Below are 21,701 nucleotides of genomic sequence, written 5' to 3'. Positions count from 1 at the left end.
TTATTTAACATTACATTTAAACACATAAGACCATTAAGGTCCGCTGCTTAAAAATATTATGGCAAGAGATTTAAAATTCACTAGAAATATCGGTATCGCTGCCCACATTGATGCTGGTAAAACTACAACAACTGAGCGTATCCTTTACTACTCAGGTGTAAACCACAAAATTGGTGAAGTTCACGAAGGTGCTTCTACAATGGACTGGATGGAGCAAGAAGCTGAGCGTGGTATCACGATTACTTCTGCTGCTACAACAGTATTCTGGAACTACCGTAACAACAAATACCAAGTAAACGTAATCGATACTCCTGGACACGTGGATTTCACGGTTGAGGTAAACCGTTCATTACGTGTACTAGACGGATTAGTATTCTTGTTTTCAGCTGTTGATGGTGTTGAGCCTCAATCTGAAACAAACTGGCGTTTAGCTGATGGGTATAAAGTACCTCGTATCGGTTTCGTTAACAAAATGGACCGTTCAGGAGCTGACTTCTTGAAAGTTGTAAAACAAGTTAAAGATATGTTAGGTTCTGATGCAGTTGCTTTGCAATTGCCTATCGGTGCTGAAGATAGTTTTAAAGGTGTAGTTGACTTGATCAACAACCGTGGTATCGTTTGGAACGAACACGACAAAGGAATGACTTTCACTGAAGTTCCTATTCCTGATGATATGTTGGACGAAGTTGCTGAATACCGTGAGAAATTATTGGAAGCAGTAGCTGGTTATGATGAGACTTTGATGGAGAAATTCTTCGAAGATCCAGATTCATTGACTGAGCGCGAGATCTTAAATGCATTACGCGCAGCTGTATTGGATAACTCTATCGTTCCTATGGTTTGTGGTTCATCTTTCAAAAACAAAGGTGTTCAAACTATGTTGGATTTGGTCATGGAATTATTGCCTTCACCGCTTGATGTAGAAGCTGTAAAAGGTACTAACCCGGATACAGGTGAAGAGATTTTCCGTAAACCATCGGTAAACGAACCTTTCGCAGCTTTAGGTTTCAAAATTGCGACTGACCCATTCGTAGGTCGTTTATGTTTTATCCGTGCTTACTCTGGTAAGTTAGATGCAGGTTCTTATGTATTGAACACACGTTCAGGAAACAAAGAGCGTATCTCTCGTATCTTCCAAATGCACGCAAACAAACAAAACCCGATCCCTTTCATCGAGGCTGGTGATATCGGTGCTGTTGTAGGTTTCAAAGACATCAAAACTGGAGACACTCTTTGTGACGAAAAAGCACCTATCGTTCTTGAATCTATGACTTTCCCTGAACCAGTAATTGGTTTGGCGATCGAGCCTAAAACTCAAGCTGACGTTGATAGATTAGGTATTGGTCTTGGTAAATTGGCTGAAGAGGATCCTACATTCGTTGTAAAAACTGACGAAGAAACTGGTCAAACAGTTATCTCTGGTATGGGTGAGCTTCACTTAGAGATCTTGATCGACCGTTTGAAACGTGAATTTAAAGTAGAGGTTAACCAAGGTGCTCCTCAAGTATCATACAAAGAGTCTATCAACGGTACTACTGAGCACCGTGAGGTATTCAAAAAACAATCCGGTGGTCGTGGTAAATTCGCGGATATCAAAGTTGTTATTTCTCCAGCGGACGAAGATTTCGATTTAACAAAATCACCGCTTCAATTCGTTAATGAAATCGTTGGTGGTAAAATCCCTAAAGAATTTATCCCTTCAGTTCAAAAAGGATTTGAAACTTCAATGAAAAATGGTGTATTAGCAGGATTCCCATTATCAGGAATGAAAGTTCGTTTGATTGATGGTTCATTCCACGCTGTCGATTCAGATTCATTGTCTTTCGAATTAGCTGCTCGTCAAGCATACCGTGAAGGCTTGCCTAAATGTTCTCCAGTGTTAATGGAACCAATTATGAAAATAGAGGTTTTAACACCAGAAGAAAACATGGGTGATGTAATGGGTGACTTAAACCGTCGTCGTGGTCAAATGCAAGGTTTGGATTCACGTAACGGTGTACAGGTAATCAGAGCATTGGTTCCACTTTCTGAGATGTTCGGTTACGTAACGCAATTACGTACAATCACTTCAGGTCGTGCAACATCTACGATGGAATTTGATCACTTCGAAGAAGCTCCTCGTAACGTTGCTGATGAGGTGATTGCAAAATCAAAAGGTAAAATCAAAGGTTCTGTAGAATAATATAGAACTCAAAAATAAACCGACCGCTGGTTGTTAATAGCTCTAATCAGCGGTCATTTTTAAATAATATCATATACTATGAGCCAAAGAATCAGAATTAAATTGAAATCTTACGATTACAATTTGGTTGACAAATCAGCTGAAAAAATCGTAAAAACAGTAAAACCTACAGGTGCAGTTGTTAGTGGTCCTATTCCATTGCCTACTGAGAAAAAAATCTACACGGTATTACGTTCACCACACGTTAACAAAAAAGCACGTGAGCAATTCCAATTATGTGCTTACAAAAGATTGTTGGATATCTATTCATCAAACGCTAAAACTGTTGACGCATTGATGAAACTTGAATTACCTTCAGGTGTTGAAGTAGAAATCAAAGTGTGATAGATTTCAATCACTGAAAAAGAAAGGGCCTTTCGGAAGAAAAGCCCTTTTTTTGTGAATGTGTCTGATATTATTAGCCAGAAAGAAACCTTCAGTCGGCTTCCATTGCTGTTGCTGTCCGCGGAATCATGAAGGTTTTGTTTGCGCAAATATTCCTCATGAAACTAATAAATCCAAAACATGAGGTGAAAGACATTTTTCGACCAATTAAAATTATAGCTGATAACCAAGTCCGATTGAAAATACACGATTATAGGTACTAATCTTATCATCTAGCTTGATATCTAAAAGACCTAACCCATATCCGCCATGCACCGAAAAGCCATTTGTTAATTTAAATCCCGCTAAAAAATTTAATCCAGCATCATATTTCTTCATCTCATTGCTATTTTTTCTAGTCCCAAACTGAATTTCTTCTACAGTCCTAGAAAATTTCTCTTTCCCAGAGATTGCAACACTTGTATATGGTCCCCCAGCTAGAAAAAATTGTCCAAAATTATTTTGAGGAAAGTAATACATTAAGTTTAAAGGGACTTCAAGATATTGTACCTTACGCCAGCCATCCATCAAAATTTCACCATTTTGCGAACCTGTACTCATTTTGGATCCTGTCTGTTGAAGAGCCACACCAGGTTGCAAAGCAAAATTATTACGCAATGCAAGCTCTACATATGCTTCTACATGTAATCTTGTAATGGCAGGATAGGCCGAGCTTCCATAGCTTGAATATCTCACTTCCTTTGCAAAATTGGCTGCCGTACGAAGGCCGAAAGACATTTGAGCCTGAAGCCCGGTTGTCATTCCCACAATGGCAAATGTGGTTAATAATATTCTCTTCATATAATTACTTTTATTCGCTATGCTTGAGATAGCGGGCAAAAGTAATAAAAAAACTATTCGGCTTCTTTATCAATTTCAGTCGAAGGGGGAAGTTCATGGTGCAAGGTCGCGTACATATCATTGTAAACGTCATCCTTACTATCTTCTTCCCCTAAAAGAAATCCCCAAGGTTTTAACTCCTTAATGCGGTCCATTATAATTTTGACAATCGCCAAAATAGGAATCGCCAAAAACATACCGGAAATACCCCATACCATTTCGCCAATAATAATGGAGAGCATAGCAAACAGCGAATTAACTTTCACCTTAGAACCCACAATCTTAGGGACAATAAAGTTGCTGTCGATCATATGTATAATAATGAGGGCGATGATGACCAGGACGACATGGGTAAAAGAAGATGTTGCAAACGTCAGAATGGCAATGATGAGCATTGAGGAGAAAATACCAACATAAGGCAACACATTGAATACGCCAGTAATCAATGCCAAAAGCAGACTGTATTTTACCCCAATTAAAGAAAGGACAATAAAGACCAAAAGGGAAACCAAGCTCATTTGGATCAGTAGGCCAATAAGATATTTTTTGACGACATACTGAACCTGTTGAACGACGTCCAGGACAATAGGTCGGTCCTCTATACGGTTGACAAATAAAAGAAACTTGACAATATGTCCCCTATATATCAGTAAGAAGAATGTGTAAAGAAAGGTAAAGACAAACAGAATAAACATCGACGACAGGGAAACCAATGCAGTACCTAAAAATAAAGTTCCCGAATCAACGGATTTTGATGCTGTTTTATTAATAAAATCAATCTGATCTTTATGCTGTATTCCAAACTGCTGGCTCACCCAAGTCTGTAAATTGCCCACACCATCCATAATCTGTTGCTTAAAAGCCGGGAAATCTTCTTTAAGGAGTGTAAGCTGAGAAGCTAATAGAAAAAGTCCGTAACCTAACACACCGAAAAATAAAATAACGCTCAATATGCCAGCCAATGTCCTTGGGAACCGCAGCTTTCGCTCCAAAAAATTACTTAACGGAATCAGCAGCAGCGAAAACAACAAGCCCAAAATCATGGGAATAAGTATGGTATCTCCGATCTTTGCCAAATATCCCAATAAAAGTATACTGATCAATACACTGACAAGTTTAACATAAAAGGGTAAAGGAAGAAATCTTTTCATGCAGCAATCTTTTGAATAAAAATAACAATTTCGGTTGACTTAAGTTTAATCCAATAAAAAAGTCCCCACAAATGCAGGGACTCTTTCCTCATAATAAGTTTAAGTACTTATATTTCTTATAGTCCGAAACCGATACCCACAGACCAAACACGGTTTTTCGTTGAAAGGTTAGATACTGGAGATAAATTAGTTAAACCAAGTCCGTAACCAGCATTAATCTGAAAACCGTTTGATAATTGATAGCCTGCCAAGAAGTTAATACCGAAATCGGTACGTTTTAATTCATCACCATCTCCACTACCAAATTTTACATCCCATTCTCTTTTTACACTAGCATTATTTGAACTTGCCTCAAATTTATTTTTACCACTAAGTGCAAATCCCACGTAAGGGCCAGCTCCAATAAAGAAATTACCAGATCCTCCCGTAGGAAATTTAGCAACCGCATTTACAGGGATATCCAAAGACATTATACTTTGTTTTAACTCACCTGTAGCGTTATCAGAAGTTGCTGTATATTTACCACCTTTATTTTGCAAAGACAACCCCGGTTGGATGGAAAAGTTTGGAGAAATAGGTGCATCTAAATAACCCGTTACAAAAAAACCCGTGTTAGATTCAGAACTTCCATTTTCAAATGAATATTTAGGAATATTTACCCCCGCACGTAGTCCATATCCCAATCCACCTTGTGCAAAGGCTCCTAATGAACCAAATAAAATTGCTGCAGATAATAATAGTTTTTTCATGTTTCCTAATTTAATTTACTTTCTTCTTTTATCACTTAATCTCATAATTTCCTGTATGAGATTTATTACATTCCCATTTGCAATATCTATTCCAAAATCCATAAGCCTTTAATTTACAAAGTAAAACATCACAAAAAAGTATCTTTTCACGATTTAGCATTGTCCTTTAAAAGATACAGTGATTGGCGTATTATTTCAATCTGATGGCGAGCTGCAAGGGATTCGGTGTTTGATTTTACCGAGGAAAGTGCTTTATCAAAAACGTCTTGGTTATCCCAAGCTGAAAACCCTCCGGTATGTTGCTGCTGACTATCGCTCAAAGGATCACACAGCAAAATACCAGCTTGGTTTTCAGACCAATGCTTAAAAACATAAAAGTTTTATCATAAAGATTTTTTAATTCCAATTATAAGTTTTATTTTTGCAGACCTTCAAAAGGAAAAAAATAGGGTCGGATGGCCGAGTGGCTAGGCTGAGGTCTGCAAAACCTCCTACAGCGGTTCGAATCCGCTTCCGACCTCGTTTTATTTTAAACAATAAAAATATTATCAAAATGGGAGTTACACGTTTAAAAAGAAAAGATAGAAGAAATAAAACTGTTTCACGTGTTGAAGTTCAGTTTTTGAAATTAGGAACTAACGTAGAGTTAGGTTCTAGATCAAAAATGAAAGCTAGCAACCAAATCGTTAAAAACGATGCTATCTTAAATCAATTAGCTTCAGAAGCTAAGTAGTAAGAAGAATTTAATAGCCTTTAAAGTACTACTTTAAAGGCTTTTTAATAGGTCCACCATTTGGTGGACTTTTTCTTTTGAGCTAATCCACTGTGCCTCATCCATTCCATTGACCTGACTCTGGTTAAACCTCATCTTCGACACATGCAATTCTTTCGCTGAGCTATGTATTGCAACTGCACCAGTTTGCTCTAAAATATGAACTATATTAGCTGCATCGACACCTGCACCAGGCATAATTACAACACGGCCATTTGCTTGTTGAACCAACTGTTTGAGTAATGGAGCTCCAGCTAAAGCAGAATTTTGCAGACCAGATGTCAAAATACGATCTATCCCCAGTTCAATGACATCTTCCAATGCCTGAAAAGGATCTTCCACGCGATCAAAAGCACGATGAAAGGTAACATGCATGGGACGCGCAGCTTCCACCAATCGCAAAGTATTCACTTTATCCACCGTACCATCTGCGTTAAGAATACCTATTACAACACCATCTATCCCCAATTCCTTGCACAACTGAATATCTGAAATCATTTCTAAGATCTCGGTCTCTGTATAAAGGAAATCACCTCCACGCGGCCTGATAAGCACATGAATACCAATATTCACCAGTTCCCGCACTAACTGCAACTGACCAAACGAAGGTGTAGTCCCTCCATTTTGTAAATTTTGACAAAACTCTACCCGAGTCGCTCCTCCTTGTTCGGCTTCAATTGCTGATGCTACGGAATTTGAACAGATTTCTAGTTGGTAATTTCCAATTGCCTTTTCCTTCATTATATTATATCTTAAGCTATTTTTCGTTTACGCGAATAACGTAAAAAAAAAGGAAATAACCTACTCCCCTACTTATGGTCAAACTAGTATAAGCTTTAGAAAAGACTACAGTTACAAAGATACTTTACCTTCATGGTAAATTTTGCTTCTAGACAAAGATCTACAACTTTAGCTTATAATGATGTACCTCTACTTTTTTCCACTTCCAATCTGGTCCTTTTGAGGTACTCATGCCACCTGACAGCTCCCTTGAAGAAGGAGGGTCTAAGAAACGCTCCCGTTTAATATAAGTTGGCAATTGGAAGCCAGGCGATGTATTTAGCGTTTCAAAACATTCCCACGCGAGTTTCATAATGTCATTCCGATTTTCTGCATTGCTTTCAATTCGACTTCCTATATAAGATTCCGGACCATACAATTGCTCATAAATAGCAGAATCTTCAAAAGGTTTGAATTTCAGACGCATCATTATTTGCACCAATAGAGCATACAGATCGTTGTCCGTTGGTGTCAGAACCAACTTATCCAACACCTTTGGTATCAACTCCCACATCATCAATTCAACCGCTAAATCTTTGGTATTCTCACCAATGAAATCGAGTGTAGGCCACATCTGGTCCACATACCGTACAACAGAATCTCTATTTCCATGCAAAGCAACCAACTGTCTTTTGCTCCAATATTCCAGCGGTATGTCCCCTCGATAAAAGACTCCAAATATATGTTGACCTTTCAACCGCCCCAAGGAACCACAATTTTGCATCTCAAACTCAGGTGCAAGCATACAGTAACTAAACATATCACGCGTATTTAGCGTTTTAAATGTTTGTATCGAAAGAGAATTCCATAAAGCAGGATAACGTTCCCTATCCATACTATCCTCTCCTGACACCAATCTATACACGTAATAGTCTTTCAGTAATATTCGCAAGATTGCTTCACGACCACCTAGGGGATAATTTCTAGACTTAATCTTCCCCATTCTTCCGAGATACCTGGGCAACTGATCGTTTATAAATTTTGTAGAATCTTTCAGCTTATATTGGCCATGACACATGGGCAAGCTGCATACCAATAGCAATGCTAAAAAAAGGACATAGGACCTCCTCTTCTTAAAGAAATCAACAAAACTAGATGCTAACATAGTTAATACATTTACACTGTATTGGCTACAATACAGCATATTAAATATACTTAAAATTAAATAGTATTAAATAAATTAGGTTTCAAAAAAAATCTACGATTTGAAAACGGGACCAAAAACCAAAAAAACTCAGTTCCGTTTTAAGCTCAGTCTCTTCTTTTATATACAAAAATCATAACCGAATTTTAGAAATGTAAAACATTCGGCTGAACTATTTGTATATACCTTACATGCTTTTATTTAAATAACTAAAAACCAAGCGTATACATTTTTAAGTAAAATATCATGGCAATTATATCAAAAAACATGGAGACCCAAGAAAAGATCATCAGTACTTTTGAAGAGCTCCAAAAAGCTATATATGACCTGAAACATCAAATTGTTGAATTTGAATTGCTTTTTAATCAGGCTTGCAACAGACATATTGACTCCAATTTCCAAAAGGAATGGTTGCTGGACCGAATATCTTCACGTCATGATATGATTACACTTCGACATGATGCCATGCTGCTAATTCGGGATACTGTGTCTGCGTTCCGGGATTTCGACGGTTATTTTCTAGATCTCAAACAGCTACTCCAATCGATCGAGTTACTCATGCTCAACCATGCCGATGAGGAAAAGTATGAAATTGCAGCTATTATCAAAAAATGGTATGAAAAATTTGCCCAAGCGATTGATTTCGTTGGTGACTTAACCTATTAAGTCGCCGTTTTATTATACTTTTGCAGCATTGTAAAATATTGAGAAATGCGCAAACCACCAGCTATCGTAGACTTACACACCGATACTTTCCTTGAAGATTGGGAAGATTATTCGCCAGAGGAGCTCTTACAAGAATCCATGGATTTTATGCGATCTAATCTAGACGCAGCTATTTATTGGGAAATGAACGAAATAAAGTTTATTCATGGCAAGGGAAAAGGAATGTTAAAAAAAATGGTTTTTGAAGAGCTGCAAGATTACAAAGCTCACGGATCCATTGAACGCTATTACACCTCCTACCAGAATGAAGATATTGTAGTCGTTGTCATAGGGATTTAAAAAGGCTACCTTTTCAGATAGCCTTTGTATCATGTTATGCTATTTAATAGCTGGAGTAATAATTACTTTTCGGAATTCCACAGGACCATGATCACCCTGGAAATAGATCGGACCAGGTTCAGCCTCTCTACTATCCAGTGCTCCGCCGGTAATCCCCGGAATCTCTTGATTGCTGATCACTGTTTTACCATTGGCAACCACAGTCACCAGGCGTCCTATCAATGTAATATCATAGGTCTGCCATTCTCCGGCCCCTTTGTTCACCATCTCATTTGCTGCAAGGAAACCATAGACGCCCGCAAAAAGTACGGCATTAGGATGTGCGTCTTTTGGACTATCTTCTATCTGAACCTCATAACGGCCTCTTAAATAGACACCACTATTACTTCCTGCTGGAATTTTAAATTCAACATGTAATTTAAAATCTTCAAATTTTTGCTCAGAGACCAAATTAGAACCAGATTGCGGGCTAGTCAAAATTCCGTTTTTCACCACCCACTGATTCGTTTTACCGGTAGCTTTCCATCCTGACAGATCCTTGCCGTTGAACAGCTGATTGGGCTTCCCCCATTTTACTGCAGCTGTTCGCTTCAGCTCCGGAGCACGAACACCTTTAAAGCGATATGTTTTCCCATCAGGCTCTGTTATTGTCCCTTGCAATACACCGTTTACAACCTCGCCTTCCACGCTTAGGTTCATCTTTCCACCCTCCCATTGTGGCGGGATGGCAAATTTGAACTTCCCTTTCTCATAAAACACCTGAGAAACTGGCCGGGCACTTCCGGAAGTACTCACATAATGACCTACTAAAGTTCTATAGCCCGACAATTTAACTTCCAGCCAAGATGGCGCAGGAGTACCATTAATATCCACTTCGATATCCCATCGACCAATCAGCTCTTTGCCTTCTACGTCCTGTTGATAATGAATAGATTCTCCAATGGAATGGTTAGCAAAGGTAACTTGCGGTAATGCACAAGAGGCCAAAATTCCTAAAAGAAATGCCGCTTTTCTGTTCATATTATTTATGTTTATATTCTAGTTGACAATAAATTTCAAGCAATTTAACTGTTTAACAGCGGGTTTACAAGGATATAATGTTAAAAAACATAAAGAAAGCCAGAAACAAAAGACTTCGAACAAGCTTTATACATTCTTTAAGAAACCGCTCACATCGTTCGTCGTAACGATAAGCTTCATCCCAACCGACCATGGACCAACCCTGATATCGCGTATCTTTTACAGTTTGCGCAAATTCATCGAATAGCGATTTTTCTTCTTCGATATTACGAGGAAAGATATCGTTTGGAAATTGCCATAAACTAGCACACAGACTGAACAAATGTTTTAGATTGTATTGGTATGGCGTATAGTCATAAAAATATTCCAGTAGACCCAAACATGCTTGTTCAATAGCTTGGTTATAAAGAAGCACTTTAATTTCAACCTCTTCGGATTGATCTATCGCTTTACCTCCATTGTAGAAGCCACTCGCGTTATTTTCTCTTAGGTGCCATTTTGTCTTCGCCTCTTTCATTTCGTCTTGAGTACGCTCTCCATTGTGTTCATGAAATTCCCACTTCAATAAATTGATCTCAGTACCATGAAGCGGATCCACATATTGCAAAGACCGATGAAAGAATGGATTATTTTTGTCCAACTGTTTCTGTATTTGATCTCGAGTGAAAGAAAGTAATAAAACGGAAACTTCCAATTCTTTATTTATCGATGCTTGAATATTACCTATTGTTTCACGAATATCACTTTCGCTAACAATTAACAAATCGAAGTAGTAATCATAAATGTCAGTATTTGAAGGTTTATTAATACCATTGATGACAAATGATCTAGTTCGCTGACCAAATAGATAGATACCTTGTATGTCAATTGTATTCTTCAAACGAGTAATAATTAATTCCAACTTCTTATCAGCAGTGCTTTTGTAGATATCATATTCTGGCATCATAGTATCGTCATTAGAAATGCTTCGTAGCGACTTTTCTTGACTTTCGACACTATCTTCTAATTTCTCTTTCGGATTATCGACCTCAAAAGAGTAGTTTTTAAAATTCGTCACGGAATCCTCAAACATCGTGTCTGTGATCTGCATAAAGTTTTCCATCCGTTCTTCCAGCTTCAGTAGAATATTAAGATCCACGTCAAAATTATCTTCATAGCGTGTCGCCCGATATACCCCCTCTAAAAATTGGAGCATAATTTCATCTTCTGATTTGCCTTCTTTAAATATAGTGGCTAGTGACGGTGCCATTCTAACCAGATAACGATGGTGAGACCTGATAGAGTGCGTTGCGCGTTCTTTTCCCATGACCATAATCTCCATGCATCTATACCGCAACTCAAATACCTGATGCAGCATAAATCCTGCATGCGACAGCGAATCTCGTTCCTTGAAATAATAGTATCCTTCTTTAAACTCATTTACTTTATGATTTTCGCGGTCAAATAATTCGTTAACCGACTTCAGTGTGCTTTCTTGAGAATGCCCTTCAGGGTATAGGTCAAATTTTGACGATGGATTTTGATAAATAAGTTTATGTGGATGGCAGGTCATGTGTAAGTATAAGTTCCCATCAATAAGCTTACTTTTTACCTGAAACGCTACCAAAGTGACATGTTGAAACTTCGGAAAATCCTTTAAGGACATTCTAATCTGTGGATCTAGTTCGCCTACAGATTTATGCTCCTTGTTAGATAATAGGATAACCAACTCGTAGAAAGGAACATCAACAGCATAGTAGGTGTTCAGGAATACCCGATCGATATTGTATTTGCTCGCTAGAATCAGAATGATGCTATTCAAATCAGTCCGATCATTTTTATTTGTAATTCCCATAACTTATAAATTTTCGGTTTCATTTTCAACTTTTTGTAATTCTGACTGCTTGTCATGATCGAATATTGGCGGATAGCATACACCTTCATTCTTGGTTCTACGTTTTCGCAGATCCAAAACGATGAGGGTTAGCACATCCAAAACTTTCAGTAGCCGTTCTCTTGTGATAATTTGCTCTTTGCTCAAATCTGTATATTTTTCGGAATATTTATCCTCTAGATAAGTCATCATCCTACATTCAACCCTGTGTATTTCGTCTCGTACATTAACGCTATAAAATAATTTAGACAAAGTCTTTGGAATGTTTCTTCGTCCTTTCTTGCTTAAGCTCTTCGGCTTCCAAGTTGCTATATCGGCTTCTGCAATAGGGCAGCGCAAAAAGTCTATTTTGTCTGGATCAAGCCAGTTTTCAGGAAAATAATCTGTTTGTAAAAACATCCATCCAGCTTGGAACAACCACCTTAAAACATATCGCAGATCACGAGTAGTTAATACTATGGTGCCTCTTTCACAACTGCATGTGGGATATAAATACAAAATACTTTGTCTAATATTAGTGTAACTTTGTTCATAGAAAACATCACCGGTCATTTCGAAAGGGTTTGCACTTTGATAGCCATTTATATAATCCGATCCTAAATAATCAACTATTAAGTGTTTGTTCGGTGGTGGATAACTAATCGCTGCCCAGTGGTAAGCGACATAACAAGCTTCACATAGTTTTAAGAGTTGTTCGTAAGTTTTTAAAGGTGCGTATTCGCCACCACTTTCGAAGATGGATTCCTTCTCATTTATACATCTTTTCCAATCATCTAATAAGTTCAGCCAAGAAGACAGATCCATTTCGGAGAAAAAATTCTCAAATGCGATCACAAAATTTTGAATCTCTTCTCGTGTTAGCTGAGCGAAATTGTAATCGAAATGCGCTAAATGATGATTGAGCTTTTCGTCTTCGCGAGGTCGATATTTTTCTAAACAGCGATAAGGATTTGGTAGCCATTGGATATCTATCCAATCCTCTTCATACTTTAATCGCTTTTTATGATGCAAAAAATAATGACATCCCTTAACCATTAAGACGATGTTATCTAAATGATCAATTATGTATTCTTTTTTTGTTTCTTCTGGATTGTTTTGAGATGTGAGAATAACAAGGATGTTCCATAGCTTTTTCTTGAATGATTCATAGGTACCATATTGAATGGATTCAAGTATGCCCCCTTCAATTAGATACCACCGAATATCCCACTCATCTTCCGGATTTTTTATATAAGCATTGTTCATAGCTGATAATTTTTAATTTTTATTCTATCACCGACATTGTTTTGTCTTAATGTAACAGCCTTCATCTATCTGCACTACTTTCATTCTAGGGCTTCCGCGATATTCCATTTTACTACGTCCGTACAGTCCGAACTCTACCTCTTCTTTGAACCATACAGACGCCTTAGCCTCGTCGTGGACATGCACATTACCTTCCGACGCTTCCAGTTCTGATCCATCATAGACACTTCTTTGATGCGCCAAGACATAGGAGATGATTGTTCCGCCGGAAATTTTTGCGCACCCACTTTTTATCACGGTACAGTCGATTGAAAAAGCATTTACTGATATATCTATGCGCCCTTCTCTGACGATCATGCCCAACTTCTGTAATTTGAGCGTTCCATCAGATTCTACAAAACACTTATCCAGCATCTGCAGTCCCGCCAAGGTTTTATAGCTAATCGTTATCTGCGGATAATAATCATGTAGCAGTAGGTAACCGTAATATTCAGGCTTCGTGTATACGACTACTAATTGATCGTTGAGGATAGCTGTATTTACCCAATTCGCCTTTTCTCCACTTTCGTTGATAGAGAAAGGTGATTTTTTGCCATGTTTAAGTATAACTTTACAACGGGTTTGTATAATTAAGGCGTTAAACTCATTCATGATTTTTTAGTTAGTATTCTTGAAGTACAGAAATATCACCCATTTGTCTATTTTTTTCAAACCAGCGTTTAAACCAGTGCTGCTTATACATATGATTATTTTTCCAAAACAGCTTCTTATCCTCGTGATCCATCCCGTCTATGGTTTCATAAATTTCTCGTTCAGCCTTTAATTCATCAAACATCTGTTTGACCTGATTTTTAGTATGCAAAGACTGGCCATACTTGCAGTTGATAAAGAACTTATTTGCTGCTTTTCGTTGTTTAGGTGTAGCTGAATTATGATGGGAATAACTTAACATCCACATAAAATCGGTTAACAGTTTCTCGACCTTGACATCCAGTATGGCACACAACATTCTGAGATTTGATGGAATATCCAATTTTATCTCTCTGACTTTACTGGAATACATTTCATCGATTTCAGCATACTTGTGATACATGTCCACGGTTACAACCTTGGGATTCTTTTTCTTCTTCATCAATTTATTTGGGTTTACACAAATGAACACAGCATCATCCACGTACCGAACCAAAACAGCTTGTATAAAACCAATAGCCCTTGTATCGTACAACGCTATCCTTGTTTTGTACCATATGAAGATATTTCGTATCTTGAACGATGAATAATTTGTTAACTTTGGATTTATGAGTACAACCAACACGACAAACCATATAGGAAGAAAAATCAGCCGCATTCGTGAACTGCGTGGTATGAAGCAGGAAGCTTTAGCATTCGAATTGGGTATAAGCCAACAAGCTGTATCAAATATGGAGCGCAATGCCGAGATTGAAGCAAATCTATTGATTCAAGTTGCTGAAGCATTAGGGGTTACTCCACAAGCTATTGAGAATTTTAGTGAGGAAGCCGTGTTTAATATTATAAATAACACTTTCCAAGACAGCAGTTCAAACAATAACAATTACTTGTGTACAATTAATCCGCTTGATAAAATCATTGAATTGTACGAACGCCTTTTGGAAGCCGAAAAATCTAAGGCAGAGTACTTGGAGAGGTTGTTGAAGGATAAGTAGGTATTCATGTCTAAAAAGGATCTGCACATCACTTTTGGTTTCTCCGGAAATGCTACACTCATTCAGAGCAAATTAATCGATGTAGAGAAAGGTGAAATTTTAGGTTTTACCGAAGCACTTAGTCTCGGACCTCTATGTGATTTGGGCGATGCGGAAGCTATTGAGAGCAGGAAGGCATGGTGGACTAACGTTTTTGGTTCTATCCAGTCTGAGGGGAGCAATAATTTTGTAGATGACAATCTAGCGCTTTTGAAAAAGGTAATCTCTTCTTCCGATCGGTATCGCCATATTTACTTATGGCTTGGTGACGATGTCAACGAAAAGATCATTATAGCACGTTTACTCTCCCACTTGAAAGAATCTTCGACACCTATTCATAAACTCAATTTCCATCATATGAATTTTAGGAACGAGAAAGGAGAAAAGCTAAATCTCCGTTCCTTACAGGTGATGCGAGAAGACAATATTGTGGAGGCTGCTAAACACTTTGAAAAGTTAAGTGAAGATGATATTCAATCCTATTCATCACTTTGGTCGCATATTCGTTCGAATGATGCAGTAGTTAATCTATTTGATGATTCAGGGAAACATTTAGCTGGCGATGAGACATTTTTTGATGCATATCTTTTGAAAAGGTGCAACGAGACACCTCAAAGGTCGGCATTGATTGTTGGCTATACACTTTGTGATATATGGGATGAATTCTATGATAGTTCCGTAGGCGATCTTTTTCTCTTTTATCGATTGAAAGAATTGGCAGATATGGGCAAGATCGAGATTTCCAATCCACATGAAGATCCTGAACGAGCGAAGATAGTATTTGATGTTAGGAAGAAAGATTAACTCTTTGATAGTAAGCTTTTAGTCTTTTTCTCCAATCTTTTAGATCCGGATTTGATTCCGCGTTCTTGTTTAAACTGCGAAGCGTAGCCGTAGCGGACATCTAACATTTTCTGAGGTTTTAGGTGCAATCATTACACTATTGTTTTATCGGCAAACCATGGGTTCAACAGTAATGCTGGTACAAACTAGTGAAAATTTTCTCTATATTGCTTTTACTTTACTATTCTCAAAAGCCCCAGTTTGACGCAATTGACGCAATTCATGACGCAATTCAATTTAAGGTATAATAAGCTCCTGCACCTTTAATTCCACTAGATTTAAATAATTTTTTATCAATCAACTCCTTGATATCTCGAGTAGATGTTTCTCTAGAAACACCTGCCAATTTCTGATAATCACTATTCGTAATCTTTCCTTTGTTCTTTGTAAATAAAACAGCCTTCACCTGTCGGCTATTCAAACCAAGCGATTCAAGATACTCCGTATTATAAATATCCTTCTTAAATACAACCCAGAAATCTGATCCCTCAACCAAGTAACTTGGCTCAGGCAATCCTTCAGCCAAACACTGCTCTGTCATCTTACTAATGCCACGGCCCCAGGATTCCACATAGCCACTACGAAAAAATGCATTTGCTATATCAGGATTATAGGGCCTCGAAGAATGACTCTTTAATAAGTTACTCACGGTCCAATTTTCCGGAAGATGTCCCTCATTCCAGATCATAAGCTTATCAGGGTATACACGAATCTGAATAGGAGTTAATCCCGAATAATCTTTATGAGCGATGGCGTTTAATAAAGCCTCACGTACAGCTTCTTTAGGATATTCATAAGTTTCATTACGATGGATCCCATCATAACTAATTAGCGCTTTGATATACTTCGTAAATAAAAGATCGATGGTCCTTTCAACCTGTTCAAATAAGTTCCCATGAACCTCATCCTGAAATATCAAATCCGTTTCCCCTTCAAAATAACCAATCTTCACATAAGCTCCCGTCATATACTTTTCCGGATCAGGATGAAACAACAAAATAGCAGCTCGTTTCAAATAACCATTCTCAATCAACTTCAAGTTTTCAAGTAAATGCTCGTCACGGTCAATCAAACTGTCTTCAGACAAACGCTTATTCTTAAAACCACGTTGACGAAAAAAAACAAACGTTTCTTTCTTTAGATCATCAACGGATACTCGAGGAACAGCAGCTCCATCCCAACGAACACCTTTCTTTTGTAATAAAAACTTATCCAACGTAGCACCTTTCATTTCCTGTTTTGTGCTACCGCTTCGATAGTGATATTGACCTTTATAATTTACAGCATTAGGATAAGGCTCCACAATAATCTCTAAGAAATCCCCTTCAACAGTCTCATGCAGATTTACATCAACCAAAATACCCAATACATCACGCACCTTGTTCGGAATATCCTCCAACAATTTCTTAGCATCAGCTACACCAACAGTCTTGCCGCCATCATCCTTACCAATGAAAATAGTACCACCATTTGCATTTGCGAAGCCACATATCCATTTGAGATATTCATCCCTCCAGCTCTGCTTGTATTCAATATTTTGAGATTCTGCCATAATGCCTTTATGAAATTGACTCCTTAGTCAATAGCTCTTTCTGATTCAGTAACTTTTCGATGGTACTTCTGGACACTTCATTTTCCAAAGCTTTTTCTGCTATTTCCTTTTTCAGTATCATCTAGTATTGTTTATTGGATATGTCTAACAATTCCTCCCGGCTGATATTCAATCGCAATCGCCATTCTGCGACAAATTCACCTTCTTCCAATCCCTGGGGATCAAACAAATTATATTTATTTTTTACCTGCATCTTGGCAAAATCTATAAAAGGATCCATGCCTGTAATTTGTAGAAGTTCAACCAAATAGCCAATTCGTTTGGTAACCGCTATATTATTCACAGCCTTGCAATACTCGACTAATTTAGTGGGTTGCATTTGCGCTTGACTAACTGCTCGAATCAGTTCCGCATAGCCACCAGAATGTTGAGGTAGGTCAAAGCAATCGACTATTGTTTTCTCTACATCGGTTATCGAATAATGAAGGTTACCGTAACCATTGTCTATTATTCCTGTTTTTTTATTAGGTGCTATCCTAACGAATTTATAAGAAGTACCTAAGATTGACTTGTCGTTTTTCTGATTAGTCGTCTGAATAAAAACGGTATTAGAAAATTGTTCGGTCAATCCGTGCAAATTTAATGCAGACCAATACGCGACAGCACTATTTTCAGCGACGAAAGTACCGATGACATATTCGTCCCGAAAACCTTGTTTGCAAAATTTACCTTTTTCCATTCGCACAAGTAGTTCCTTGTCGACTAGATTCTCTAAGATTTCACTTAAGTTGTCAAACTTTTGTTCTAGCAACTGTTCAATTTCGGAGAATTTGAACAACTGTACTTCATAGTCATCCAGCAACTTTAAGAACCCAAGTTGGGGCTTCGTAAGATGTTCTGATATATAAACGCTGTCTGCCATATTACCTTTTGTGTTACGATAAGACCTAAAAAATGGGTCTTATCGTAACACGATTGGTAAAGATAAGTAACAATTATTCAAAAAACAACGCTTGATATCAAATCTCAATAGTCACTTTGAATAAACGAAAGTGTTCCAGATTATTAATATTTTTAAGATGTATATTCTAATTCACTTATCTTAATACCAAAATAAAAACAAGTGGAATTCACTAACGAGGACATAATCTATCTTCTCAACCTTTTTAGAGGTCGCGAAGACGTATTTGCTTTACGCTGGGAGAAGGGAAGTAAAGGCGGGTACATGCCGGCCTATAGCTATGACCCATACCATTATCGACTACATAAAGCTAATGGCGGTACTTTTCAAAGCTATGCCCACAAAAGCTACCTGCCATTGTCAGAAATAGAAATTACGAAACATCTTAACGGCCTTCAGCAGATCGGAATTTACCCACTGTTGCAAGATAACACTTCTTGGTTTTTAGTAGCTGATTTCGATAAATCCGATTGGCAACAACAGGCTTTGAAATTTCTCGAATCATGTACCGCTAAAAATATCCCTGCTTATCTTGAACGGTCCCGTTCCGGCAATGGCGCACATGTCTGGATTTTCTTTGAAAGCCCTTATCCAGCAGCCAAAAGTCGTAAGTTATTTATACATATCTTAGAAGGATGCGGTGCATTCTCGCCATTTGATAAAAGCTCCAGCTTTGACCGTTTGTTTCCAAATCAAGATTACCTGTCTGGCAAAGGTTTAGGAAATCTAATTGCAATGCCCTTATTTTCACCTGCTGTACAGAATGGCAACAGTTCCTTTATCGATCCCAAAACGATAGATCCATTTCCTGATCAAATTGCATATTTAAAAGAAATTAAAAGAGTGAGTTTGGATTACCTAGAGGAGCTGTTCAATCAAACAAGAGGAAGTAAAGAAAGCTATGTACCCGTTGTTGATGGAAAACTTAAAATCGCCCTGAGCAATTCGATCCGTATAAATAGTCACGCTATACCATTTGTACTCATCAATTTTTTGAAGGAGCAACTTAATTTTGCTAATTCAGCCTTTATCATCAAGAAAAAGTCAGGGAGAAGCACTTTCGACACGCCAAGATTTTTTAAATTAATTGAAGAAACGGAAAATGAAATCCTCATCCCAAGAGGGTTTATTGGGAAAATACTGCGATTCTGCAGAGAAACACAGGTAGCACATGACTTTGTTGATAATAGACACGAACTCCCGGCAATCCAATTCTCTTTTAATGCCGCATTGCGAAAGCATCAGACCAATGCTGTCGCCGCAGTAGAAAAAAAGGATTTCGGTGTGATCGTTGCTCCACCAGGAACAGGAAAAACTGTTATTGGCTTGAAGATTATTGCAGACAAACAACAACCTGCACTTATTGTCGTGCATCGTAAACAGCTGTTAGATCAATGGATAGAACGTATCGAATCATTCCTAGGGATACCGAAGAAAGAAATTGGGATTATAGGCCAGGGAAAAGCAAAATTGGGTGCTGATAAAATAACCGTTGCAACGATACAAAGTCTTCCAAAACATATTGAAACAATTCAGGACAAATTTGGCGCGATCTTAATCGACGAGTGTCATCATATTCCGGCGGAATCTTATCGTACCACCGTCGGAAAACTAAACAGTGTTTATTGCTACGGTCTCACAGCGACTCCTTTTCGGAAATATAATGATGATAAATTGATCTTCACCTATCTCGGTGATATCATTACAGAAATCCGACCAGAGGAAATTGAAGATTACAAAAGGGCAAATATCATCGTACGGAATACCACACTCCATGTTCCCTATAATTCTAAAACCGACAGTTTCGAAACACTTTCCCAAATTCTAATTCATGATACAGCAAGAAACCGATTAATAGTAAACGATGTATCCGCCGAGCTAAACCAAGGAAAAAAGGCAGTTATAATTACCGAAAGAAAAGAACATATCGAGACGCTGAATCTATTGCTAAAATCAAATTATGAAACCATAACGCTCAGCGGAGATGATTCAGACAGCAGTAAGAAAGCGAAATGGAAAACATTATCAGAAGGGAATTTTCAAGTACTAATTACGACAGGTCAGTATTTTGGCGAAGGTTCGGATATTCAGCATATCAGCACACTACTTTTGGCCTATCCCTTTGCTTTCCATGGAAAATTGATTCAATACATCGGTCGGGTGCAGCGATCCGAGATCAATCCAACTATATACGACTATCGGGATGTACAGATCGATTATCTAGACAAGATGTTTCTAAAACGGAATATCTATTATCGTAAAATCACCAAACAAGCTACACTTTTTGATGAACCAACGATGGATTACCAGTCTCAAATAGGTCATTTATTTACCTTAGAAAAAAGTACCAAGATACCCATTGAGGATCTATCGTTTCATTATGGCCATGTGGTCTTCACTTATAAAGTAGAAGAGATGCATACGGTTTTGGAATTTCAAATCGAAAATTTGGAGATTAGGCCTGAGTTTGAGGTATTAAAACCTTACTTTATCAAGATACTGAAATCTAAAAACATCAACGTTCAGTTAAACGCTGAATTTGAATACGGAAAACTGGTCGCGCAAATCGCTACTTCCGATGATATAGAACGAATAAATAAAGAAATTGTAGAAGGTGTGAAATTCCAGTTTCTGAACAAGGGACTATTAGGCAAGCTACCTTTGCAAAAACAAAATATTTTGACTTCAGATCAGTTACAGAATGGCGATACTGTATATCAAAACGCCGAAGAGTTACTTTCTGAAATCCTTAATTTACGAAAATACAAACACTCTCGTCAAGTTCAATTCTTAGCCGATCACCACCAGAGCAGTATTATGAAGATTAGATTCGTGCTTAGTCCCTTTGCATTTGTATTTCTTCTATCCGGAGAGAGCCAGTACCACATCATCCTTGAAACCTTAGATACGGAGGAGGCGACTTATATCTGGCACACAGATAAAAATAAAACCGTCTTGAAAGACGCTGTTGCGATGATAGATAAAGATCTGCAGATTATTCGTGAAAAAGGTAGACAGGCTTTCTTAGAAAACCATACTCCCGAAAGATTTAATCGCATCCTTCATGACTACAGCGATCCAGAAAGAGGTTTTATCCTCTGGAAAGCATTTTTGGAAGAAACCCTTCGCTGAGAAAAATAAGTTTAAGGTTTAGGTCAGCACCGTGTGCTATTGGTGGATATTTAAGTACGTGTATCATGAATCCCACTTTTCTTAACTTTACAAGCTTTAAAAAACAAGGGAAATTTGTCCGAAATATATCCAAAAATAGAAAAAGCCACTGATTACCAGTGGATTTTATCGGGGTGGCAGGATTGACTCAGCCGCACTTTCCCCAAACACCCCCCCTGAGCCTCCTACGGATCGAACCTACTAATATCTTAAAAGGTCGTACGTTCGCACCCTGCCCTGAAACAAAAAAAGCCCTAACTTTCGTT

At 37.9% G+C, this 21,701-nt stretch carries 20 protein-coding genes and 1 tRNA gene; 9 read left to right on the top strand and 12 right to left on the bottom strand.

Features of this window, described 5'->3' with window-relative positions:
- The first annotated feature begins 58 nt into the window (after nt 1-58).
- Both fusA and rpsJ read left to right on the top strand, forming a co-directional pair.
- A complete protein-coding gene (fusA, locus tag B3297_RS00575) occupies nt 59-2,182 on the top strand; it encodes an elongation factor G (RefSeq protein ID WP_070562972.1) in 2,124 nt (707 codons plus the stop codon).
- Between the two features lie 78 nt (nt 2,183-2,260).
- Nucleotides 2,261-2,566, top strand: a complete 306-nt coding sequence (rpsJ, locus tag B3297_RS00570; protein ID WP_028070501.1) for a 30S ribosomal protein S10 — start codon at nt 2,261-2,263, stop codon at nt 2,564-2,566.
- A 213-nt stretch (nt 2,567-2,779) separates the two neighbouring features.
- Here rpsJ and B3297_RS00565 read toward each other — a convergent pair whose 3' ends face one another.
- From B3297_RS00565 to B3297_RS00555, 3 genes are all read right to left on the bottom strand, one after another.
- On the bottom strand, nt 2,780-3,406 hold the full coding sequence (locus B3297_RS00565; RefSeq protein WP_070562975.1) for an outer membrane beta-barrel protein: 627 nt from the start codon (nt 3,404-3,406) through the stop codon (nt 2,780-2,782).
- Between the two features lie 53 nt (nt 3,407-3,459).
- The gene (locus B3297_RS00560) at nt 3,460-4,596 is read right to left on the bottom strand and encodes an AI-2E family transporter (RefSeq protein WP_083295825.1); all 1,137 of its coding nucleotides are present in this window, start codon (nt 4,594-4,596) and stop codon (nt 3,460-3,462) included.
- A gap of 116 nt (nt 4,597-4,712) precedes the next feature.
- The gene (locus B3297_RS00555; protein WP_070562978.1) at nt 4,713-5,345 is read right to left on the bottom strand and encodes a porin family protein; all 633 of its coding nucleotides are present in this window, start codon (nt 5,343-5,345) and stop codon (nt 4,713-4,715) included.
- A gap of 449 nt (nt 5,346-5,794) precedes the next feature.
- On the opposite strand from B3297_RS00555, the gene B3297_RS00550 reads away from it, so the two are divergent.
- Nucleotides 5,795-5,865, top strand: a tRNA-Cys gene (locus tag B3297_RS00550).
- 33 nt (nt 5,866-5,898) lie between these two features.
- Nucleotides 5,899-6,078, top strand: a complete 180-nt coding sequence (locus B3297_RS00545) for a hypothetical protein (RefSeq protein ID WP_046671880.1) — start codon at nt 5,899-5,901, stop codon at nt 6,076-6,078.
- Between the two features lie 33 nt (nt 6,079-6,111).
- On the opposite strand, the gene B3297_RS00540 is transcribed toward B3297_RS00545, so the two are convergent.
- A complete protein-coding gene (locus B3297_RS00540) occupies nt 6,112-6,858 on the bottom strand; it encodes a copper homeostasis protein CutC (protein WP_286778260.1) in 747 nt (248 codons plus the stop codon).
- Between the two features lie 160 nt (nt 6,859-7,018).
- Nucleotides 7,019-8,002: a hypothetical protein gene (locus B3297_RS00535; protein ID WP_286778259.1), complete on the bottom strand. Its 984-nt coding sequence runs from the start codon at nt 8,000-8,002 to the stop codon at nt 7,019-7,021.
- 285 nt (nt 8,003-8,287) lie between these two features.
- Between B3297_RS00535 and B3297_RS00530 the strand changes: the two genes are divergently transcribed.
- The gene (locus tag B3297_RS00530; protein WP_286778258.1) at nt 8,288-8,707 is read left to right on the top strand and encodes a hypothetical protein; all 420 of its coding nucleotides are present in this window, start codon (nt 8,288-8,290) and stop codon (nt 8,705-8,707) included.
- A 45-nt stretch (nt 8,708-8,752) separates the two neighbouring features.
- The gene (locus B3297_RS00525; protein WP_286778257.1) at nt 8,753-9,046 is read left to right on the top strand and encodes a Smr/MutS family protein; all 294 of its coding nucleotides are present in this window, start codon (nt 8,753-8,755) and stop codon (nt 9,044-9,046) included.
- A gap of 39 nt (nt 9,047-9,085) precedes the next feature.
- Here the strand turns inward: B3297_RS00525 and B3297_RS00520 are convergent, their stop codons facing one another.
- The 5 genes from B3297_RS00520 to B3297_RS00500 all read right to left on the bottom strand — a co-directional run bounded on the left by B3297_RS00520 (nt 9,086) and on the right by B3297_RS00500 (nt 14,316).
- On the bottom strand, nt 9,086-10,066 hold the full coding sequence (locus tag B3297_RS00520; RefSeq protein ID WP_286778256.1) for a 3-keto-disaccharide hydrolase: 981 nt from the start codon (nt 10,064-10,066) through the stop codon (nt 9,086-9,088).
- Nucleotides 10,067-10,130: 64 nt separating this feature from the next.
- The gene (locus B3297_RS00515) at nt 10,131-11,900 is read right to left on the bottom strand and encodes a hypothetical protein (protein ID WP_286778255.1); all 1,770 of its coding nucleotides are present in this window, start codon (nt 11,898-11,900) and stop codon (nt 10,131-10,133) included.
- Between the two features lie 3 nt (nt 11,901-11,903).
- Entirely contained in the window at nt 11,904-13,184 is a 1,281-nt protein-coding gene (locus B3297_RS00510) for a hypothetical protein (RefSeq protein WP_286778254.1), read from the bottom strand.
- A 27-nt stretch (nt 13,185-13,211) separates the two neighbouring features.
- Nucleotides 13,212-13,835 (bottom strand): GIN domain-containing protein, encoded by a 624-nt coding sequence (locus B3297_RS00505; RefSeq protein WP_286778253.1) that lies wholly within the window; start codon nt 13,833-13,835, stop codon nt 13,212-13,214.
- 10 nt (nt 13,836-13,845) lie between these two features.
- Nucleotides 13,846-14,316 (bottom strand): hypothetical protein, encoded by a 471-nt coding sequence (locus tag B3297_RS00500; RefSeq protein WP_286778252.1) that lies wholly within the window; start codon nt 14,314-14,316, stop codon nt 13,846-13,848.
- A gap of 166 nt (nt 14,317-14,482) precedes the next feature.
- On the opposite strand from B3297_RS00500, the gene B3297_RS00495 reads away from it, so the two are divergent.
- Nucleotides 14,483-14,869, top strand: coding sequence for a helix-turn-helix domain-containing protein (locus tag B3297_RS00495; RefSeq protein WP_286778251.1), 387 nt, complete (start codon nt 14,483-14,485; stop codon nt 14,867-14,869).
- A 6-nt stretch (nt 14,870-14,875) separates the two neighbouring features.
- Nucleotides 14,876-15,712 carry a DUF1835 domain-containing protein gene (locus tag B3297_RS00490; RefSeq protein ID WP_286778250.1) on the top strand — a complete coding sequence of 279 codons (837 nt, stop codon included), beginning with the start codon at nt 14,876-14,878 and terminating at the stop codon, nt 15,710-15,712.
- A gap of 271 nt (nt 15,713-15,983) precedes the next feature.
- On the opposite strand, the gene B3297_RS00485 is transcribed toward B3297_RS00490, so the two are convergent.
- Together B3297_RS00485 and B3297_RS00480 are read right to left on the bottom strand one after the other, a co-directional pair.
- Nucleotides 15,984-17,303 carry an ATP-binding protein gene (locus B3297_RS00485; RefSeq protein ID WP_070563014.1) on the bottom strand — a complete coding sequence of 440 codons (1,320 nt, stop codon included), beginning with the start codon at nt 17,301-17,303 and terminating at the stop codon, nt 15,984-15,986.
- A gap of 121 nt (nt 17,304-17,424) precedes the next feature.
- The gene (locus B3297_RS00480) at nt 17,425-18,225 is read right to left on the bottom strand and encodes a type IV toxin-antitoxin system AbiEi family antitoxin domain-containing protein (RefSeq protein WP_286778249.1); all 801 of its coding nucleotides are present in this window, start codon (nt 18,223-18,225) and stop codon (nt 17,425-17,427) included.
- A gap of 201 nt (nt 18,226-18,426) precedes the next feature.
- Between B3297_RS00480 and B3297_RS00475 the strand changes: the two genes are divergently transcribed.
- Entirely contained in the window at nt 18,427-21,396 is a 2,970-nt protein-coding gene (locus B3297_RS00475) for a DEAD/DEAH box helicase (RefSeq protein WP_070563020.1), read from the top strand.
- The last annotated feature ends 305 nt before the right edge of the window (nt 21,397-21,701 follow it).

This window comes from Sphingobacterium sp. UBA3519 (genome assembly GCF_002377215.1).
Lineage (GTDB): Bacteria > Bacteroidota > Bacteroidia > Sphingobacteriales > Sphingobacteriaceae > Sphingobacterium > Sphingobacterium multivorum.
This window is presented reverse-complemented; position numbering and strand designations above follow the sequence as displayed.

What these genes read in the sequence shown, in the direction of transcription:
- fusA (WP_070562972.1), top strand. Translation starts at nt 59, where the DNA reads ATGGCAAGAGATTTAAAATTCACTAGAAATATCGGTATCGCTGCCCAC.
- rpsJ (WP_028070501.1), top strand. Translation starts at nt 2,261, where the DNA reads ATGAGCCAAAGAATCAGAATTAAATTGAAATCTTACGATTACAATTTG.
- B3297_RS00565 (WP_070562975.1), bottom strand. Translation starts at nt 3,406, where the DNA reads ATGAAGAGAATATTATTAACCACATTTGCCATTGTGGGAATGACAACC.
- B3297_RS00560 (WP_083295825.1), bottom strand. Translation starts at nt 4,596, where the DNA reads ATGAAAAGATTTCTTCCTTTACCCTTTTATGTTAAACTTGTCAGTGTA.
- B3297_RS00555 (WP_070562978.1), bottom strand. Translation starts at nt 5,345, where the DNA reads ATGAAAAAACTATTATTATCTGCAGCAATTTTATTTGGTTCATTAGGA.
- B3297_RS00545 (WP_046671880.1), top strand. Translation starts at nt 5,899, where the DNA reads ATGGGAGTTACACGTTTAAAAAGAAAAGATAGAAGAAATAAAACTGTT.
- B3297_RS00540 (WP_286778260.1), bottom strand. Translation starts at nt 6,858, where the DNA reads ATGAAGGAAAAGGCAATTGGAAATTACCAACTAGAAATCTGTTCAAAT.
- B3297_RS00535 (WP_286778259.1), bottom strand. Translation starts at nt 8,002, where the DNA reads ATGTTAGCATCTAGTTTTGTTGATTTCTTTAAGAAGAGGAGGTCCTAT.
- B3297_RS00530 (WP_286778258.1), top strand. Translation starts at nt 8,288, where the DNA reads ATGGCAATTATATCAAAAAACATGGAGACCCAAGAAAAGATCATCAGT.
- B3297_RS00525 (WP_286778257.1), top strand. Translation starts at nt 8,753, where the DNA reads ATGCGCAAACCACCAGCTATCGTAGACTTACACACCGATACTTTCCTT.
- B3297_RS00520 (WP_286778256.1), bottom strand. Translation starts at nt 10,066, where the DNA reads ATGAACAGAAAAGCGGCATTTCTTTTAGGAATTTTGGCCTCTTGTGCA.
- B3297_RS00515 (WP_286778255.1), bottom strand. Translation starts at nt 11,900, where the DNA reads ATGGGAATTACAAATAAAAATGATCGGACTGATTTGAATAGCATCATT.
- B3297_RS00510 (WP_286778254.1), bottom strand. Translation starts at nt 13,184, where the DNA reads ATGAACAATGCTTATATAAAAAATCCGGAAGATGAGTGGGATATTCGG.
- B3297_RS00505 (WP_286778253.1), bottom strand. Translation starts at nt 13,835, where the DNA reads ATGAATGAGTTTAACGCCTTAATTATACAAACCCGTTGTAAAGTTATA.
- B3297_RS00500 (WP_286778252.1), bottom strand. Translation starts at nt 14,316, where the DNA reads ATGAAGAAGAAAAAGAATCCCAAGGTTGTAACCGTGGACATGTATCAC.
- B3297_RS00495 (WP_286778251.1), top strand. Translation starts at nt 14,483, where the DNA reads ATGAGTACAACCAACACGACAAACCATATAGGAAGAAAAATCAGCCGC.
- B3297_RS00490 (WP_286778250.1), top strand. Translation starts at nt 14,876, where the DNA reads ATGTCTAAAAAGGATCTGCACATCACTTTTGGTTTCTCCGGAAATGCT.
- B3297_RS00485 (WP_070563014.1), bottom strand. Translation starts at nt 17,303, where the DNA reads ATGGCAGAATCTCAAAATATTGAATACAAGCAGAGCTGGAGGGATGAA.
- B3297_RS00480 (WP_286778249.1), bottom strand. Translation starts at nt 18,225, where the DNA reads ATGGCAGACAGCGTTTATATATCAGAACATCTTACGAAGCCCCAACTT.